The sequence below is a fragment of the Bacillus chungangensis genome (assembly GCF_030812995.1).
GTDB lineage: Bacteria > Bacillota > Bacilli > Bacillales > Bacillaceae_C > Bacillus_CF > Bacillus_CF chungangensis.
This window is the reverse complement of record NZ_JAUSTT010000024.1, coordinates 54,815-72,598: the sequence shown is the minus strand read 5'-3', so window position 1 is coordinate 72,598 and position 17,784 is coordinate 54,815. Positions and strand designations below refer to the sequence as shown.

16 protein-coding genes, 1 other RNA gene and 1 riboswitch are annotated in these 17,784 nt (G+C 38.5%); of the genes, 13 read left to right on the top strand and 4 right to left on the bottom strand.

Translation table 11 applies throughout. The features are described 5' to 3' along the window. The first annotated feature begins 238 nt into the window (after positions 1 to 238). The 8 genes from rpoN to eno all read left to right on the top strand — a co-directional run bounded on the left by rpoN (position 239) and on the right by eno (position 9,504). Positions 239 to 1,579: an RNA polymerase factor sigma-54 gene (gene rpoN / locus J2S08_RS17395; RefSeq protein ID WP_307231777.1), complete on the top strand. Its 1,341-nt coding sequence runs from the start codon at positions 239 to 241 to the stop codon at positions 1,577 to 1,579. A gap of 22 nt (positions 1,580 to 1,601) precedes the next feature. Further along, on the top strand, positions 1,602 to 1,841 hold the full coding sequence (locus J2S08_RS17390) for a glutaredoxin family protein (protein ID WP_307231775.1): 240 nt from the start codon (positions 1,602 to 1,604) through the stop codon (positions 1,839 to 1,841). Positions 1,842 to 2,125: 284 nt separating this feature from the next. Next, positions 2,126 to 3,175: a sugar-binding transcriptional regulator gene (locus J2S08_RS17385; RefSeq protein WP_307231773.1), complete on the top strand. Its 1,050-nt coding sequence runs from the start codon at positions 2,126 to 2,128 to the stop codon at positions 3,173 to 3,175. Between the two features lie 13 nt (positions 3,176 to 3,188). Next, complete coding sequence (gene gap, locus J2S08_RS17380; RefSeq protein WP_307231771.1) at positions 3,189 to 4,193, top strand: type I glyceraldehyde-3-phosphate dehydrogenase; 1,005 nt, start codon at positions 3,189 to 3,191, stop codon at positions 4,191 to 4,193. Positions 4,194 to 4,347: 154 nt separating this feature from the next. Beyond that, positions 4,348 to 5,535: a phosphoglycerate kinase gene (locus tag J2S08_RS17375; protein ID WP_307231769.1), complete on the top strand. Its 1,188-nt coding sequence runs from the start codon at positions 4,348 to 4,350 to the stop codon at positions 5,533 to 5,535. Between the two features lie 245 nt (positions 5,536 to 5,780). Then, positions 5,781 to 6,542, top strand: a complete 762-nt coding sequence (tpiA, locus tag J2S08_RS17370; protein ID WP_307231767.1) for a triose-phosphate isomerase — start codon at positions 5,781 to 5,783, stop codon at positions 6,540 to 6,542. Further along, complete coding sequence (gene gpmI, locus J2S08_RS17365) at positions 6,535 to 8,076, top strand: 2,3-bisphosphoglycerate-independent phosphoglycerate mutase (protein WP_307231765.1); 1,542 nt, start codon at positions 6,535 to 6,537, stop codon at positions 8,074 to 8,076. The genes tpiA and gpmI overlap by 8 nt, the downstream gene beginning before the upstream one ends. Positions 8,077 to 8,211: 135 nt before the next feature. Further along, positions 8,212 to 9,504 (top strand): phosphopyruvate hydratase, encoded by a 1,293-nt coding sequence (gene eno, locus J2S08_RS17360; RefSeq protein WP_307231763.1) that lies wholly within the window; start codon positions 8,212 to 8,214, stop codon positions 9,502 to 9,504. Between the two features lie 57 nt (positions 9,505 to 9,561). Here eno and J2S08_RS17355 read toward each other — a convergent pair whose 3' ends face one another. Together J2S08_RS17355 and crcB are read right to left on the bottom strand one after the other, a co-directional pair. After that, positions 9,562 to 9,930, bottom strand: coding sequence for a fluoride efflux transporter FluC (locus J2S08_RS17355; protein ID WP_307231761.1), 369 nt, complete (start codon positions 9,928 to 9,930; stop codon positions 9,562 to 9,564). A gap of 46 nt (positions 9,931 to 9,976) precedes the next feature. Beyond that, the gene (gene crcB / locus J2S08_RS17350; protein ID WP_307231759.1) at positions 9,977 to 10,348 is read right to left on the bottom strand and encodes a fluoride efflux transporter CrcB; all 372 of its coding nucleotides are present in this window, start codon (positions 10,346 to 10,348) and stop codon (positions 9,977 to 9,979) included. A 223-nt stretch (positions 10,349 to 10,571) separates the two neighbouring features. Continuing rightward, positions 10,572 to 10,631: riboswitch (Fluoride riboswitch) on the bottom strand. 158 nt (positions 10,632 to 10,789) lie between these two features. Here crcB and secG point away from each other — a divergent pair. From secG to ssrA, 5 genes are all read left to right on the top strand, one after another. After that, complete coding sequence (secG, locus tag J2S08_RS17345) at positions 10,790 to 11,023, top strand: preprotein translocase subunit SecG (protein WP_307231757.1); 234 nt, start codon at positions 10,790 to 10,792, stop codon at positions 11,021 to 11,023. A 215-nt stretch (positions 11,024 to 11,238) separates the two neighbouring features. Beyond that, on the top strand, positions 11,239 to 11,985 hold the full coding sequence (locus J2S08_RS17340; protein ID WP_307231755.1) for an alpha/beta hydrolase: 747 nt from the start codon (positions 11,239 to 11,241) through the stop codon (positions 11,983 to 11,985). 42 nt (positions 11,986 to 12,027) lie between these two features. Then, on the top strand, positions 12,028 to 14,370 hold the full coding sequence (gene rnr, locus J2S08_RS17335) for a ribonuclease R (RefSeq protein ID WP_307231753.1): 2,343 nt from the start codon (positions 12,028 to 12,030) through the stop codon (positions 14,368 to 14,370). A 62-nt stretch (positions 14,371 to 14,432) separates the two neighbouring features. After that, entirely contained in the window at positions 14,433 to 14,903 is a 471-nt protein-coding gene (gene smpB / locus J2S08_RS17330) for an SsrA-binding protein SmpB (RefSeq protein WP_307231751.1), read from the top strand. 542 nt (positions 14,904 to 15,445) lie between these two features. Then, positions 15,446 to 15,809, top strand: a transfer-messenger RNA (tmRNA) gene (gene ssrA / locus J2S08_RS17325). A 195-nt stretch (positions 15,810 to 16,004) separates the two neighbouring features. Here the strand turns inward: ssrA and J2S08_RS22620 are convergent. Together J2S08_RS22620 and J2S08_RS17320 are read right to left on the bottom strand one after the other, a co-directional pair. Continuing rightward, positions 16,005 to 16,307 (bottom strand): tyrosine-type recombinase/integrase, encoded by a 303-nt coding sequence (locus J2S08_RS22620; RefSeq protein ID WP_370875709.1) that lies wholly within the window; start codon positions 16,305 to 16,307, stop codon positions 16,005 to 16,007. A 234-nt stretch (positions 16,308 to 16,541) separates the two neighbouring features. Beyond that, the gene (locus J2S08_RS17320; RefSeq protein WP_307231749.1) at positions 16,542 to 17,465 is read right to left on the bottom strand and encodes a hypothetical protein; all 924 of its coding nucleotides are present in this window, start codon (positions 17,463 to 17,465) and stop codon (positions 16,542 to 16,544) included. Between the last annotated feature and the right edge of the window lie 319 nt (positions 17,466 to 17,784).

Genomic DNA, 17,784 nt, shown 5'->3' with positions numbered 1-17,784 from the left:
AATGCAAAAGTTATCAAAGCCGGTGAAATTTTACTCGTCGTAAAATTTCACCGGCTTTTTCATGTCAGAGGTGGGTTTTGTCCCAACCTCTTTTTGATTTCATATGACATTTATCTTCCATATACTAAAGCGCTGAAATGTTGTAAAATGAGAGCAGGGTAATGGGAGCTGCCTTTTTCCGAATGGCATTAGTAGGAAATGCAAAGACCTCAGGGAAAGACAGAAGGGGGAGACACAGATGCGATTAGAAGCAAACCTTTATCAACATCAGACATTGAAATTAGCAATGACGCAAGAACTAACACAAGCGATAGCGCTTCTTCAATATTCCGCCCAAGAGCTAACTTCCTTTTTGGAAATGAAGGCAATGGAAAATCCATTGATTCAATTGGAAAGCTCCAACGTGAAGCTATTGGACCCACATCATGCATATCCGAAAAATAAAAGGCTAAATTACAGCGAGCGTGATCAAAAAAGCTGGCTTGAACAAATAGCTGAACCATCAAAATCATTACAAGACTATCTCTTTATGCAATTAACTATGAAAGCGTTAACAGGAAAACAAAAATACTTGATAAACCAGATCATTTATAATTTAGACCCAAATGGCTACTTGACTATTGATTTGGAAGAAATTTCTAAACTTTGCGGTACATCGCTTGTAGAAGCTGCGGATTGCTTAGAAATGGTCCAACAGCTCGATCCACCTGGGGTTGGAGCACGCAATCTTCAAGAATGTCTTTTGCTGCAAATTGAAAGGGTTAATGAAGCACCACCATTGGTTAAAACGATTATCCAAGATTTTTTCCTAGAGTTTGCTGAGCGTAAATGGAAGCAGCTTGCGAGAAAATTATCAATTGAACTTTCTGAAATTCAGCAAGCAGCAGATTATGTGCAAACATTAGAGCCTAGGCCAGGTTCTCATTATCAAACAGAAAAACCGCATTATGTCGTTCCTGATCTCATTGCTGATATTCAGGATGGGGAATTATCGCTTCATCTTTTTGAAAAGCACTTGCCTACTGTTCATTTTCAAAAAGACTACTATCAGGCGATGTCTACTTATAAAGACAAACAAGTGAAAGATTTTTTAAAAGATAAAACCCAAGATTTTCACTGGATTAGACGCAGTCTTGAACAACGTAAAGAAACGTTAATAAAGGTGGGAATTTCGATCATTAATTGGCAGCAGGACTTCTTTTTCAAGGGGCCGTCTTACTTAAAACCGTTGACAATGAGAGATATTTCAGAGGAAATTGGTGTTCATGAATCTACAGTAAGCAGAACTGTTCGTGAAAAATATATTCAAACCCCTTTTGGCACGTTTGAATTGAAAACATTTTTCTCTACCGGTTTAGCGTCGTCCACCTTTTCAGATCAGGAGCAGACATCAGCTGTTCAAGTGCGAAAAACGATTCAAGAGTTAATTAACAATGAGGATAAAAGTCGGCCATTGTCCGATCAAAAAATAGCCGATCTTTTAAAGCAGCTTGGGATGGAAATATCGCGAAGAACGATTGCAAAGTATCGGGATCAATTAAAAATTCCATCATCCTCAAAAAGAAAGCGCTACGATTGATAAAAGGAGAAATGAAAATTAGATGGTAGAAATTCGTCTATATACTAGAAAACAATGTCCGCTTTGTCAGGATGCAAAAGAAATTTTACTGCAGCTTCAAGACGATTATACATTTGAGTTGAAGGAAATGGATATCGAACAAAGCGACGAATGGACTGAAAAATATGGATTAATGATTCCTGTTATTGAAATCAATCGCCAAATTGTTCAATATGGAAACATTGACGCATTTACGATTTGTGACTATTTGTCACAAAACTAGCGGCCGAGTTTTTCTCGCTTAAATGTAGAAGCTCACCCATCAGAATTGCGGCAGGATCTAGCTTCTGCAATATGAGTGGGAGATGGCATACAAATTTTTTATGCTTTCGTGCCCACTCACCATCTAGAATCTTTTACGCTATTCTTTGTTACAAGTTGAATTCGTTTCTTAACCCTGTTAAAATAGATGTTGGAAGTAGTCGTTATTTTTTTTCTCCTAACTGGGACATAATATGACTTACAGGGACATATTAAGTCCAATAATATATTTAAAGGAGTTTTTGGATGCAGTCTTTTATAGAGATACAAAAACGATTATTGCCAGATTTACTGATAATCATGCAAAAACGCTATCAAATTTTACGTTTTATTTGGCATATGGAGCCAATTGGACGAAGAATCTTGGCGCAGCAACTTGGTTTATCAGAGCGAGTACTCAGAAGTGAAGTGGAGTTTTTGAAAAGTCAGCAGTTGATCAACATTAGAACATCGGGAATGTCTGTCACAGCAGACGGCATGCTTGTCCTTGAGAAATTGGAGGGAATGATGCGGGAAGTGACAGGAATGCATATCATGGAAGCTCAATTAAAAGAGAAAATGAAAATAGCTGAAGTGATCATCATTCCTGGAGATAGTGATACATTACCTTGGATAAAAGATGAATTAGGAAGAACCTGTGTCCAAACAATGAAAAAACGACTGCATGACAAAAACATAATAGCTGTAACAGGTGGAACAACCATTGCCACAGTTGCAGAAATGCTGACACCATCTTTTGCTTCTAACAAACATCTTGTATTTGTCCCTGCCAGAGGTGGAATTGGAGAAGATGTGAAAAACCAAGCAAATACAATTTGTGCAAGAATGGCAGAAAAATCGACTGCTTCACATCGTGTTCTATACGTTCCAGATCAAGTAAGCAAAGAGGTTTATGAATCATTTATGAAAGAGCCTGCTATCCAAGAGGTACTGAGTCTGATTAAATCAGCCCATATGGTACTCCATGGCATTGGGGAAGCACTCACAATGGCAAAAAGGAGAAATACAGACCCAGAAAATATGCAAAAAATAATAGAAGGTCAAGCAGTTGGAGAAGCTTTCGGTTATTATTTCGATGAACAGGGAAAAGTAGTTCATAAGGTTCCCACAATTGGCCTTCAACTAGAAGATCTGGAAAACATTCCATATGTTATTGCAGCTGCAGGTGGTGCTTCTAAAGCAAAAGCAATTAAATCGTACATGAAAAGTGCCCCTTCCTCTACTATTTTAGTAACAGATGAGGGTGCTGCTGCAGCATTATTGAAAGATGAAATCACACCAGGAAGAACTTTATAAGGAGGAAGTAACAATGACAGTAAAAGTTGGTATTAATGGATTTGGAAGAATTGGTCGTATCGTATTCCGGGCAGCTTTAAACAACCCAAATATTGAAGTAGTAGCAGTGAATGATTTAACAGACGCAAACATGCTTGCTCATTTATTACAGTACGATTCCGTTCATGGAACATTAGAAGAAAAGGTAACTGTTGAAGGAAACGATCTAGTAGTAGGCGGCAAAAAAGTAAAAGTAATTGCAGAACGTGATCCTGCTGCACTTCCTTGGAAAGAGCTTGGCGTTGATGTTGTTGTTGAATCAACTGGTCGTTTTGTAAACCGAGAAGATGCTTCTAAACACCTTGAAGCAGGTGCGAAAAAAGTTATTATTTCTGCTCCAGGGAAAAATGAAGACATCACAATTGTTATGGGTGTAAACGAAGAAAAATACGATCCAGCAAATCACCATGTTATTTCTAACGCATCTTGTACGACAAACTGTCTAGCACCATTTGCAAAAGTGCTTCAAGAAAATTTTGGTATTAAAAAAGGTATGATGACAACAGTTCATGCATACACTAACGATCAACAAATTTTGGATCTGCCTCATAAAGACTATCGACGTGCTCGTGCTGCAGCAGAATCTATTATTCCAACAACTACTGGTGCTGCAAAAGCGGTTGCTCTTGTTCTCCCAGAGTTGAAAGGCAAACTGAATGGAATGGCAATGCGTGTTCCTACTCCTAACGTTTCCGTTGTTGATCTCGTAGTAGAAGTAGAAAAAGAAACGACTGCTGAAGAAGTAAACGCAGCTCTTTGTGCAGCAGCAGAGGGAGAACTAAAAGGCATCTTAGATTATTCTGAAGAACCATTAGTATCCCGTGATTACAATGGCAGCACAGCTTCATCTACAATTGATGGATTATCTACAATGGTAATGGAAGGAAACATGGTAAAAGTACTTTCCTGGTACGATAACGAAACTGGCTACTCTCACCGTGTTGTTGATCTTATTGAATATATTGCGAACAAAGCTTAACAAAAACTTGAACGAATTGATGGATTGCATCTGCTGAAGCAGATATAATGAAAAGCGAAAACGAAGCAGTAATCCAGACAAGGGGGAGCGGGTATAGATCCCACTCCCTTTTTAGCGCATGGACTTTATGATAAATAAAGGAGGGAATGCAACGATGAATAAAATGACAATGAAGGATGTTGCATTGAAGGGGAAACGCGTTTTTTGCCGTGTTGATTTTAATGTTCCATTACAAGATGGCGTCATCACAGATGATACAAGAATACGTGCTGCACTGCCGACGATTAACTACCTTTGTGAACAAGGCGCAATCGTTATGCTTGCAAGCCATCTTGGCCGTCCAAAAGGAAGAGTAGTGGAAGAAATGCGTTTAACGCCAGTTGCAGCAAGATTAAGTGAGCTTCTCGGAAAAAAAGTCAAAAAAACGAATGAAGCATTTGGTCCTGATGTAAAAGCGGAAATTTCGAGTATGAAAGAAGGAGAAGTACTGCTTTTAGAAAATGTCCGTTTCTATGAAGGAGAAGAAAAAAACGATCCTGAGCTTGCAAAGGAATTTGCTGATTTAGCGGATATTTTTGTGAATGATGCTTTTGGTGCAGCTCATCGTGCTCATGCATCAACAGAAGGAATAGCCCATCATCTCCCAGCTGTATCTGGATTTTTAATGGAAAGAGAGCTAAATATTCTCGGCAAAGCGCTTGCTGATCCACAACGTCCTTTTACAGCGATTATTGGTGGAGCGAAAGTAAAGGATAAAATCGGGGTTATTGATCACTTGCTAGATGTTGTAGACAATTTAATCCTTGGCGGTGGTCTTGCTTATACATTTATTAAGGCTCAAGGACATGAAATAGGCAAATCTTTACTAGAGGAAGATAAAATTGCGCTTGCCCAGTCTTTTATGGAAAAAGCAAAAACAAAAGGTGTCAAACTCTATTTGCCAGTTGATATAGTCGTTGCTGACGATTTTTCGAACGAGGCAAATACAAAAATAGTAGACATCGATCATATACCAGCTGAATGGCAAGGACTTGATATTGGACCAAAAACAATCGAAACGTATCGTGAAGTTATCCAAAAATCGAAGCTTGTTGTTTGGAACGGACCAATGGGTGTTTTTGAGATGGATACTTTTGCTAATGGTACGAAAGGTGTCGCTGAAGCACTTGCACAAGGAAAAGATACGTATACGATTATTGGAGGCGGGGATTCTGCTGCTGCAGTTGAGAAATTTAAACTTGCTAAGCAAATGGACCATATTTCCACAGGCGGCGGTGCTTCTCTTGAATTAATGGAAGGTAAAATCTTACCGGGTGTAGCGGCATTAAAAGACAAGGAATAAACATTCTGTTATTTAAGTTATCATTTGAAGAGTAATTGTTCAAAAAAGAGCCGAGATGTTCGAAGAATAACTGTCTTACCAACCGGAGCGTAGGCTGACTGCTGCAAAAAAATTGAAGAATATGCTAATGATACATACGAACCGGCGAGACTTAGTGATAAAGAAATTCACAGCTACTTTTCCCGGACTTTTTGAACATCTTCTAAAAAGTGAATTCTTTTTACGACAAGAGAGGATGAAGAAGATTGCGCAAACCAATCATTGCAGGAAACTGGAAGATGCATAAAGTAATGGCAGAAGCAAAGCATTTTGCTGAAGAAGTAATGAACCTTGTACCTGCGAAAGAGAATGTGGAATCTGTGATTTGTGCCCCAGCACTCTTTTTGGAGCGACTAGTGGAAGCAACAAAGGGATCTGCTGTGGAAATCGGAGCACAGACAATGCATTTTGAAGATGAAGGGGCCTTTACTGGTGAAATCAGCCCAAAAGCCTTACAAGATGTGGGCGTCAAATATGTGATTATCGGACATTCAGAACGTCGCGAGTATTTTAATGAAACTGATGAAACAGTAAATCAAAAAGTACATGCAGCTTTTCAACATGATTTAATCCCAATCATTTGTGTCGGTGAAACATTGGCCCAAAGGGAAAATGGAGAAACAAAATCATTTGTTGAAACGCAAGTGAAGCGTGCGCTTGATGGATTGAATGCGGAACAAGTGAAGCAGGCAATTATTGCATATGAACCTATTTGGGCAATTGGAACAGGCAAATCTTCTAGTGCAGCGGATGCTAATGAAGTGTGCTCCCATATTCGTGAGGTTGTTGCAACTAGCTTCTCTTCTGATGAAGCGGCTTCCATCCGAATTCAGTATGGAGGCAGTGTGAAGCCAAATAATATTGCTGAATATATGGCACAATCAGATATTGACGGTGCGTTAGTAGGTGGAGCAAGTTTAGATCCGCAATCTTATTTACAATTATTGGAGGCGGTCGTTCGTGGGTAAAGCACCAGTAGCGCTAATCATCTTAGATGGGTTTGGCATCCGAACAGAAACGAAGGGAAATGCGGTTTACCATGCAAAAAAACCAAATTTCGAGCGTTATTGGGAATCATTTCCTCATGGTGCATTAACTGCGGCAGGAGAAGCAGTTGGCTTGCCGGCAGGCCAGATGGGAAACTCAGAGGTTGGCCACTTAAATATTGGAGCAGGCCGAATCGTGTACCAAAGCCTAACAAGAATTAATCTTGCAATAAAAGATGGCGATTTTGCAAAAAATCGTATGATTAATGAAGCGATGGATCATGCACTCCAAAATGGTACGAGCCTGCATTTGTTTGGTCTTTTATCTGATGGAGGCGTCCATAGCCATATTAACCATCTGTATGCACTGTTGGAACTAGCAGCAGCAAAGGGATTACAGCGTGTCTATATTCACGGATTTTTAGACGGCCGAGATGTTGGACCAGAAACAGCAGCATCTTACATACGGGAAACACTGGAAAAAACGAAAGAATACGGTGTTGGTCAATTTGCTACTGTGTCAGGCCGCTATTATGCAATGGATCGTGATAAACGCTGGGATCGAGTTGAAAAAGCTTACCGTGCTATTATTTGTAGTGAAGGGCCAGCGTTTTCAGATCCACTTGCTGCTGTAGAGGAATCCTACGCTAATGGCGTCCTTGATGAATTTATGATTCCTTCCGTTATCACGAATGAAGCGGGTGAGCCAGTTGCAAAGGTTGAGGATAATGACGCCGTTATTTTCTTTAATTTCCGCCCCGATCGAGCGATTCAATTATCTAGTACGATAACAAATGAAGCTTACCCTGCCTTTGAACGGGAAGCAATACAGCCTAAAGATCTCTTTTTTGTCGGGATGATGCATTATGCTGAAACAGTAAAAGGGCATGTCGCATTTCCTCCTATTGATCTAACAAATACATTAGGAGAAGTGCTCTCTAAAGAAGGACTTCAACAGCTAAGAATTGCGGAAACGGAAAAATATCCGCATGTGACTTTTTTCATGAATGGTGGAAGTGAGGAAGTATTTGCAGGGGAAGAACGAATTTTAATTGATTCTCCTAAAGTTGCTACTTACGATTTGCAGCCAGAAATGAGTGCCTATGAAGTGACAGAAGCTCTTTTAAAAGAGATACAAGAAGACAAGCAGGATGCAATTATTCTAAACTTTGCCAACCCAGATATGGTAGGCCACTCTGGTATGCTAGAACCGACCGTTAAAGCAATTGAAGCAGTGGACGAATGCTTAGGCCGGATTGTGGATGCGATTTTAGCAAAGGGTGGAGCAGCCATCATTACTGCTGATCATGGGAACGCAGATGAGGTCATTACGATAGATGGCAAACCAATGACTGCTCATACAACAAATCCAGTGCCAGTGATTGTAACTAAACACGGAATTGATGTTCGCAGTGGAGGCATTTTAGCAGATCTTGCACCAACTGTCCTTGATTTATTAAAAATCGAGAAGCCAGTAGAAATGACTGGAACAAGCTTGATTAAAACTGCAAAATGATAAATGAAAATAGCTTTCCTAGCATTTTTAAATGAAAAATATTATAGTGGAGTTTAGAGAGAAACATATGTGAAAAACGGGCTCCTCTATCCTGATATTTAGGAACATAAAAAAACATTAAAAGGAGATATTATCATGCCATTAATTACAGAAGTATATGCACGAGAAGTATTGGACTCTCGCGGTAATCCAACAGTTGAAGTAGAGGTTTATACACAATCAGGTGCGTTTGGCAGAGCACTCGTTCCAAGCGGCGCTTCTACAGGAGAATACGAAGCTGTTGAACTTCGTGATGGTGATAAAGCTCGTTTTCTAGGAAAAGGAGTATTAAAAGCTGTTGAGCATGTCAACGATATTATCGCTGAGGCAGTCATCGGCTTTGATGTAACGGATCAGGTTGGAATTGATAAAGCATTAATTGAGCTGGATGGTACAGATAATAAAGGCAAATTAGGAGCAAATGCCATTTTAGGCGTTTCTATGGCTACCGCACGAGCAGCAGCAGACTTTTTAGAAGTGCCTCTCTATGAATATCTGGGCGGCTTTAATGCAAAAGAATTGCCAGTGCCAATGATGAATATTCTGAATGGCGGAGAGCATGCTGATAACAACGTCGATATTCAAGAGTTTATGATTATGCCTGTTGGCGCTCCTAACTTTAAAGAAGCATTGCGAATGGGAACAGAAATTTTTCATCACTTAAAGGCTGTTTTGAAAGAAAAAGGCCATCAAACTGCAGTTGGCGATGAAGGCGGCTTTGCGCCAAATTTACAATCGAATGAAGAAGCATTGCAAACAATTGTTGAAGCTATTTCAAAAGCAGGCTACAAGCCTGGTGAAGAAGTGATGCTTGCAATGGACGTTGCAGCTTCAGAATTGTTTAAGAAAGAAGATGGAAAGTACCATTTAACTGGTGAAGGCGTCGTGAAAACTTCTGCAGAGATGGTAGACTATTATGCAGCACTTGTGGAAAAATATCCGATCATTTCTATCGAAGATGGACTAGATGAAAACGATTGGGAAGGCCATAAGCTCCTTACAGAAAAAATTGGCGGTAAAGTCCAACTTGTTGGTGATGACTTATTTGTTACAAACACGAATAAGCTTGCTAAAGGAATTAAGGAAGGCGTCGCTAATTCCATTTTAATTAAAGTGAATCAAATTGGTACACTTACAGAAACATTTGACGCAATAGAAATGGCAAAAAGAGCAGGATACACAGCTGTAATCTCGCATCGTTCCGGTGAAACAGAAGATAGCACAATCGCTGATATTGCTGTTGCGACTAATGCTGGCCAAATTAAAACAGGTGCACCATCACGTACAGATCGGGTTGCAAAATATAATCAATTGCTGCGCATTGAGGATACACTAGCAGACACTGCACAATATAAAGGCGCTTCAACATTTTACAACTTAAAAAAATAAGCATTTGAACGATAAAAAACTGCTGCTTCTTGATATGGACGCAGCAGTTTTTTCAAATTATAAAAGCATTTTCCCTAACAATAGCCCAGAATAAGCAAATAACAAGCCTCCTCCATAACTTAAAATCAGATAAAAGAAAAGTGCCTTCTTTTTCTCTTTTCGCAAAAGCTGAATACTTTCAAATTTAAAAGTGGAAAAAGTAGTAAATGAACCTAACATTCCTGTTCCTACAAGCAGTAAAATGAAATGACTAACCGAAGCGCCTGTAATGAATCCAAGTATAAAAGAACCGATTAAATTAACTGTCAAAGTAGCGAAGGGAATGGAAAAAGTATGAATACTTTTAAGCCTTTGACTTATTTCCAGTCTTAATATGGCTCCCGCAAATCCGCCTGCCCCTACTAATAATAATGTACCTATAGTCATCATATTCAGCTCCTTCCGAGGTTGTTTTCCCTATCTTTATGATTGCTTAATGACTTCTGGAATAATTCTTAAACCCTAACCTGCTCATAAACAGACCACCTAAAGCACTTAAACAGATATATATACATGCAGTCGCTGTATACCCTTTCTCAAAAAGCTGCACCGTTTCTAGACTAAAAGTAGAAAAAGTAGTAAAAGATCCAATAAAACCAGTATTAATGGCAGTTTGCCACTTTAAAGGAACTGATATTTTTTGAAATAAACTAGTTGTAAATCTAGCTAATAAAAAACTGCCTAACATGTTCACGATAAATGTTGCAAAGGGAAAAATGGTATTGCTCGAATAGAAAATGATTCCAATTAGATAACGTAAAATTGCTCCTGCTGCACCAGCAGTTCCAACTAAAATATAACCCATATCATTCACACCTCACACTATTTTTTCCTACTTTAACTGGTATTAAGACTCCTTAGAGAAATTGAATAAGTCTAGATTAATTCGAGTGAATGAGTAATGGCAAATAAACTTTTTCTCTGCACACTCACTTCTTTGTCAAAGGTTTAGACCTATAGCTTATTTCGTTTAAGATGGAGAGCATTTCTCTACTGATGGTTATAAAAAAGACTCCTGCCAGTACTATATACTGACAGGAGTCATTAGCCAAAGGCAGTTAAAGGTGAACTCCATCACCATTTATGCTTCTTTCCATATCTTTATCATAATGAGCGATTTAAATGAAGTCAAGAGTGGAGATTCCTTTCGCTTCTTCTGTACTTGGCGATGAAAAAGAGATTGTATACAGCCGGCGATTATGATACATTAATGATAACGTGATGCTCGTTTTAGGAGGTGCTTTTTATGCATACACTATTTATAACGCTTTTAGTCATTGTATCTATCGCATTAATTATAGTTGTTCTGCTGCAAGCAGGGAAAAGTGCTGGGCTGTCAGGAGCCATTTCTGGAGGTGCTGAGCAGCTATTCGGCAAACAAAAAGCAAGAGGGATGGATTTAGTTCTTCATCGTCTAACTGTTGTGTTATCGATATTATTTTTTGTATTAGCTGTTGCTGTATCCTTTATTATTGGATAATAGATAAAATGATAAACCTGGCCAAAAAACGGCTAGGTTTTTTGTTTTTTAGCATGCATCAATTGTATGTTAAACTTAAATAGAATAAAACATAGAATGTTTGTTCAAAAGAGGATGGAATGATTCTGATGTTTTTTTAGAGCGATGATGAGGCAGCAGGCTTATTCAAAAACTTTTGAACTTCGGTTTATAGAGAAATAAAGGAGCTAGAAAAGATGAAAATCATTGCACCAAAGCCATTTACTTTTGAAGCTGGAGAACGAGCAGTACTATTGCTGCACGGTTTTACAGGAAATAGTGCCGATGTTAGAATGCTCGGCCGCTACCTTGAAAAAAAAGGCTATACTTCTCATGCACCGCAATACAAGGGGCACGGTGTTCCACCTGAAGAACTTGTCCATACGGGACCTGTTGATTGGTGGCAGGATGTATTAAATGGCTACACCTTTTTAAAGGACAAAGGTTATGATGAAATTGCAGTCGCTGGTTTGTCCCTAGGAGGGGTATTTTCATTAAAATTAGGTTACACTGTTCCTATAAAGGGAATGATTCCTATGTGTGCACCAATGTTTTTTAAAAGTGAAGAACTGATGTATCAAGGTGTTGTTAAATATGCAAAAGAATATAAGCAATTTGAAGGAAAAACGCCTGAAGTCATTGAGCAAGAAATAGAAGCCTTTAAAAAAACGCCTATGACAACATTAGGGAAATTACAAGGATTAATAGAGGATGTCCGACAAAGCATTGATATGATCTATGCGCCTACTTTTGTTGTGCAGGCTCGTCATGATGACGTTATTAATCCGGAAAGTGCAAGTATTATTTATAACGAAATTCAATCTAATGAAAAAACGATAAAATGGTATGAAGAATCCGGACATGTCATTACACTAGATAAAGAAAAAGAGCAGCTTCATGAAGATGTCTACGCCTTTTTGGAAGGACTCGACTGGCATGTTTAGCAATTGAATGTCATGGTTTTTACATGCTGAGGAGGATATATAATGGATGAACAAATCCAGGAGCAAGTAGATCGAATATTAACCTATATGAAAGATGAAGCATATAAACCATTAACGGTAAAGGAATTGGAAGCAGAATTTGAGATTGATGATGCTTCTGCATTTAAAGAACTTGTCAAAGCACTCGTCTATATGGAGGAAAAAGGGCTTGTCGTGCGGACTAGAAGCAATCGCTATGGCCTTCCTGAGAAAATGAACCTCGTTCGTGGAAAAGTAAGTGCCCATGCAAAAGGATTTGCTTTTGTCATCCCAGATGAATCAGGCTTGGATGATATTTTTATTCCTCCACATGAAATACATGGTGCGATGCACGGTGATATTGTGTTAGCAAGAGTAGCTTCAACAAGCTATGGAGCACGCCGCGAAGGGACAATCCTACGAATCGTGGAACGCAGTGTAAAAGAGATTGTCGGGACTTATACGGAGACCAAATATTTTGGATTTGTCATCCCTGATAATAAAAAATTTGCCAAAGATATTTTTGTTCCAAAAGATAAAAGCATGGGGGCCATGGAAGGCCATAAAGTTGTCGTTCATTTAACCGTCTATCCAGAAGAACACAAAAATGCTGAGGGAGAAGTAATCCGTATCCTTGGTCATCGAAATGATCCCGGAGTTGATATTCTTTCGATAATCCATAAGCACGGATTGCCGCTTGCCTTTCCAGATGAAGTAATGAAAGAAGCGAATGCGGCACCTGATGAAATTGATGAAAACCAGATTGGAAATCGTCGTGATTTGCGAAAGGAAACAATCGTAACAATTGATGGAGCTGATGCCAAAGACTTGGATGATGCAGTGACTGTTAGAAAACTTGAAAATGGTCATTATCATTTAGGCGTCCATATTGCTGATGTCAGCCACTATGTCCAAGAAGGTTCTAGCCTCGACCTTGAAGCTCTTGAACGCGGAACGAGCGTTTATCTCGTTGATCGTGTGATCCCGATGCTCCCACATCGATTATCGAATGGAATTTGTTCTTTAAATCCACAGGTTGACCGTTTTACTATTTCCTGTGAAATGGAGATCAATTCAAAAGGGGAAGTCGTTCATCATGAAATCTTTGAAAGTGTCATTAAAACGACAGAGAGAATGACTTATGCCGATGTCAACAAAATATTGGTAGATAAAGATGAAATCCTTCGAGAAAACTATGAGCAACTTGTACCAATGTTTGAAGAGATGGCAGAGCTCGCTGAAATTCTTCGAGAAAAACGAATGACACGTGGTGCGATTGATTTCGATTTTAAAGAAGCAAAAGTGTTGGTCGATGAAGATGGTCGCCCCCAAGATGTCGTCGTTCGGGAACGTTCAGTTGGAGAACGATTGATTGAAGAATTTATGCTTGCAGCGAACGAGACGATAGCTGAACATTTCCATTGGTTGGATCTTCCTTTTATTTATCGAATTCATGAAAATCCAAAAGAAGAAAAACTTCAGCGTTTTTTTGAATTCATTACGAATTTTGGCTTAATTGTAAGGGGAACAGCGAATTCCGTCCATCCGCGTGCACTTCAAGATATTATTGAAGCAGTTGCCGGCAAGCCAGAGGAGATGGTTGTTTCTACAGTGATGCTCCGTTCTATGCAACAAGCAAAATATGATACAGAAAGTGCTGGACACTTTGGTTTATCAACCAATTTTTATACGCATTTTACTTCTCCAATTCGGCGTTATCCAGATTTAATTGTACATCGTTTAATTCGAACGTATATAATTGAGGGAAAAATAGACGATGAAACACGAGCGAAATGGGATGGAATGCTTCAAGATATAGCACAACATGCATCTAAAATGGAGCGACGCGCAGTTGATGCGGAACGAGATACAGATGAGCTGAAGAAAGCAGAATATATGGAAGATAAAATTGGCGAAGAGTTTGATGGCATTATAAGTTCTGTAACCAATTTTGGGATGTTCGTTGAGCTGCCAAACACGATTGAAGGATTGGTTCACGTTAGTTATATGGTAGACGATTATTATCATTATGATGAACGCCAGTTTGCAATGATCGGAGAAAGAAGCGGCAATGTCTTCCGTATTGGTGATGAAATTACGGTTCGAGTGTTAAAAGTAAATAAGGAAGAGCATGCGATTGATTTTGAAATTGTCGGCATGAAAAAGAAACAAAAACGCCGTGAACAAGCTGAAAAAGTAAAAGTGGTCAAAGTGAGATCATATAAACAAGATGGCAGTGCCAAAAGAAGAAAAGGCAGACAAACAGACGACAGCATAGATGAATGGACAACAACAAAACCAAAGAAGAGAAGAAAAAAGAAATTTTATGAAAATGCACCAAAAAATAAGCGCTCAAAAAAAAGATAAAGAGACACTAGAGCCTGTAATGTGCAGCCTCATTGCAGGCTTAGGAAAAGGGGAGAAAACGGATGCCAAAAGGAGAAGGAAAGCTTATTGCCCAAAATAGAAAAGCAAGACATGATTATTTTGTTGAAGATACGTATGAGGCTGGAGTTGTACTGCAAGGGACAGAGATAAAATCGATTCGTGCTGGCCGCGTCAACTTGAAAGACTCCTTTGCCCGCATACAACAAGGAGAAGTTTATTTGTACAACATGCATGTGAGCCCATACGAACAAGGAAATCGATATAACCACGATCCATTGCGAACGAGAAAACTACTGCTGCATCGCAAACAAATTAATAAGCTAATAGGCGACACAAAGGAACAGGGATACTCTCTTATTCCTCTAAAGCTATATTTGAAAAACGGCTATGCAAAAATATTAATCGGCCTTGCTAAAGGAAAGAAGAAATACGACAAGCGTGAAGACTTAAAGAAAAAAGAAGCGAAACGTGATATCGAACGCGCCTTTAAAGAACGCCAACGCAACTTCTAACAAGCGTGAGATAACGAATAGCACCAAATATTAGTAATTGCAATTCAGCGAACATATGTTATAATAGAACATGCGCGGTAACGCATCTGCCGCCAGAACCGGAACGAAAACAATCAGACGAAGATTTTCACCGGTAGAATTAATTCCGACCAAACTTGGGAGAAATGATACCAAGAAAATCAAGGAAGCGCCGTGCAGAGAGAACCGGAACGTACAAAACGTACATGAGGATTCGAACAAACAAGCTGACACAGAGTTTCGCCGGTAGCATTTTTCACAAAAAATCTTGTGAGAAATTGTACCAAGAAAATCAAGGAAGCGCCGTGCAGAGAGAACCGGAACGTACAAAACGTACGTGAGGATTCGAACAAACAAGCTGACGCAGAGTTTCGCCGGTAGCATTTTTCACAAAAAATCTTGTGAGAAATTGTACCAAGAAAATCAAGGAAGCGCCGTGCAGAGAGAACCGGAACGTACAAAACGTACGTGAGGATTCGAACAAACAAGCTGACGCAGAGTTTCGCCGGTAGAATTTATCACAAGGGGACGTTACGGATTCGACAGGGATAGTTTGAGCTTAAGTTGCGAGTCGAGGGGATCGGCCTCGTTAAAACGTCAACGCCAATAATAACTGGCAAAGAAAACAATAACCTCGCTTTCGCTGCTTAATAACAGCTGAGCGGATCCTCCCTCCATCGCCCATGTGGTAGGGTCAGGGTCTCACTCTTAGTGGGCTACGCCGGATGTCCTCCGCCTGTGGACGAAGGAAGAGACCAATCAGGCTAGCACTTCCGACGCCCGTCGATAGGCAAACGAAGCTGTGAAACACTAATATATCGACTATGCTCGTAGACGCTTAAGTGGCAATATTTCTGGACGCGGGTTCGACTCCCGCCGTCTCCATTTTAAGAAATTAAGTAATTTCGGTAAACGTCAAAACCCTCAATAGATAAGGGTTTTGGCGTTCTTTCTATTTCATATGATTTCGTTCAATTATATTTAACCGTAGTTAAAGTCCTAGTTAAATCCGTAGTTGGATTTCAAACTAATTATTCAGGTAGTTATTGAATTTTCGAATAGCCTCCGATTTAGCTTTTTGGGTCAGGTGAGTATATATATCCATCGTGGTTTTAATATCAGAATGGCCCAAGCGGTCTTGAACTTCTTTAAACTCGCATCCGCTTCGAATAGGAGGGAGCAGTGTGTATGACGTAGCCCATGCGTAGTAATCGGCTTTAGGTTATATTTTTTTAGTATATCAACTAGCCATTTACGGGTTTTAGTCGGCTGTAAAAATTCATTTTTCGTATTACTAAAAACGAGCTGCTCTTTATTTAATGTATTAAACCCTAAAATTAGGTAATCCTTTCGTTGTTGCTTTTTCCATAACGCTAACGTATGCATCGTTAGGTCGACTTTTATTGTGTTTATTCATCTTCTTTTTATATTATTAGTTCAAACTTCCGCTTTACTAGAACTTCTATCCAAATACAAAGTTTGGTTTTAAATAAAACACATATCACTGTATAAAGCTAAAGCGATTCCTTTGTTTTAGGAATGGCTCCTTTTTGAGCACACATTATTTCCTAAAACTCCTTATGTAGATTATTTAAAAGCTGAAAGAATTATCCTAGTAGCTTAGAGTCTTTTCATAAGTTCATCTGACAAACCACTGTAATCCCTCCCCTTATTAGAAGGAGAATACCCACGAGTAACTATTTCAAATACACTATATACTTTTTTGTTGTCAAAGTTAATTTGCTTAAATTTCTCGATTAATGTTAAAAATATCGAACATCTACCATCAATTTTACCATTATGTTTATAGGAGTCATCAGTAAGTTCAACCGATATAGTGTGTTGTATATCGGTTTCTTCATATGGTTCATCATTTTCAATTCTATATTCCAAGTCATTCCATATATCCACTATAAAATCTTCTTCAGTAAAATTATAATTCTCTTGTAATTTATTGTTCTGAAAAACACTTCTTACCTTGGCTTCTAAGTCATTATAAAATGTCAATGTATCAAAAATAAGATATGAACCAACCTCACTAATAGATAAAAATTCTTTTATCTCAAAGGTCGAGATATTACTTTTAATCACTTCAACTATATGTTTTCTAGCTTCTGTCTTATTTTTTTCATTTAGACTATAACAAAGTGGTCTTCTAAATTTTATATCAAAAGGTAGGTCGTCGAAAGAACCATAATCTGTATTGAAAATGCATATTATTTTATTCCAGCCTAGCACTTTCGCTGCATAACCTAATTCAATTAAAACATTTGGATTAGGAGTTTTTCTTTTCTTGTAATCCGAATTGATAATACTAACGTCTGCAATAAATAATTTTGACTTCTCAATTTTTGAAAATATTGTTTCTGCAATATGAGGAGTCCCATTTTTATCTTTTGTATCTTTATCAATGCTAAATTCTATATCGTACCTATCAGTCATATTTAATTCCTTTAAAGCCTTTTCAATACAACCTTCAAGAAAGCCTCGGTTAGTATTATTCGGTAAATCTGATTGCCAAGAGTAAAAAACATAGTTTTTCATTAAACCACCTCGATTTTATTAAAATATTGCATAGATTTGTTAGAATTTTATTTCATTTACTATAATCAACTTATAAAAATTTCCTCTTTACTATCACTTGTGATACGGCTCATCATGGCTATAAACAAGAGTATTGTATTTCACAACTATAGCATATAATTCCTCATTGTTTTGAAGCCTTTAGACAGGTTTTTAAGAAATACAATAATCAAATAATGACTAATAATGATAAAATTCCATGAGTGGGGGTTTTCTCTCATCCCCCACTCATAAAAAATAGAACAAAGGCCAAGATCGTAACGTCCTGTTATTACTATCT

Excerpts from the sequence above, each read along its gene's own strand:
- crcB (WP_307231759.1), bottom strand. The coding sequence starts at position 10,348 with ATGGGTTATATTTTAGTTGGAACTGCTGGTGCAGCAGGAGCAATTTTA.
- gap (WP_307231771.1), top strand. The coding sequence starts at position 3,189 with ATGACAGTAAAAGTTGGTATTAATGGATTTGGAAGAATTGGTCGTATC.
- J2S08_RS17385 (WP_307231773.1), top strand. The coding sequence starts at position 2,126 with ATGCAGTCTTTTATAGAGATACAAAAACGATTATTGCCAGATTTACTG.
- smpB (WP_307231751.1), top strand. The coding sequence starts at position 14,433 with ATGCCAAAAGGAGAAGGAAAGCTTATTGCCCAAAATAGAAAAGCAAGA.
- eno (WP_307231763.1), top strand. The coding sequence starts at position 8,212 with ATGCCATTAATTACAGAAGTATATGCACGAGAAGTATTGGACTCTCGC.
- J2S08_RS22620 (WP_370875709.1), bottom strand. The coding sequence starts at position 16,307 with ATGCATACGTTAGCGTTATGGAAAAAGCAACAACGAAAGGATTACCTA.
- secG (WP_307231757.1), top strand. The coding sequence starts at position 10,790 with ATGCATACACTATTTATAACGCTTTTAGTCATTGTATCTATCGCATTA.
- J2S08_RS17390 (WP_307231775.1), top strand. The coding sequence starts at position 1,602 with ATGGTAGAAATTCGTCTATATACTAGAAAACAATGTCCGCTTTGTCAG.
- rpoN (WP_307231777.1), top strand. The coding sequence starts at position 239 with ATGCGATTAGAAGCAAACCTTTATCAACATCAGACATTGAAATTAGCA.
- rnr (WP_307231753.1), top strand. The coding sequence starts at position 12,028 with ATGGATGAACAAATCCAGGAGCAAGTAGATCGAATATTAACCTATATG.
- J2S08_RS17355 (WP_307231761.1), bottom strand. The coding sequence starts at position 9,930 with ATGACTATAGGTACATTATTATTAGTAGGGGCAGGCGGATTTGCGGGA.
- J2S08_RS17375 (WP_307231769.1), top strand. The coding sequence starts at position 4,348 with ATGAATAAAATGACAATGAAGGATGTTGCATTGAAGGGGAAACGCGTT.
- J2S08_RS17320 (WP_307231749.1), bottom strand. The coding sequence starts at position 17,465 with ATGAAAAACTATGTTTTTTACTCTTGGCAATCAGATTTACCGAATAAT.
- J2S08_RS17340 (WP_307231755.1), top strand. The coding sequence starts at position 11,239 with ATGAAAATCATTGCACCAAAGCCATTTACTTTTGAAGCTGGAGAACGA.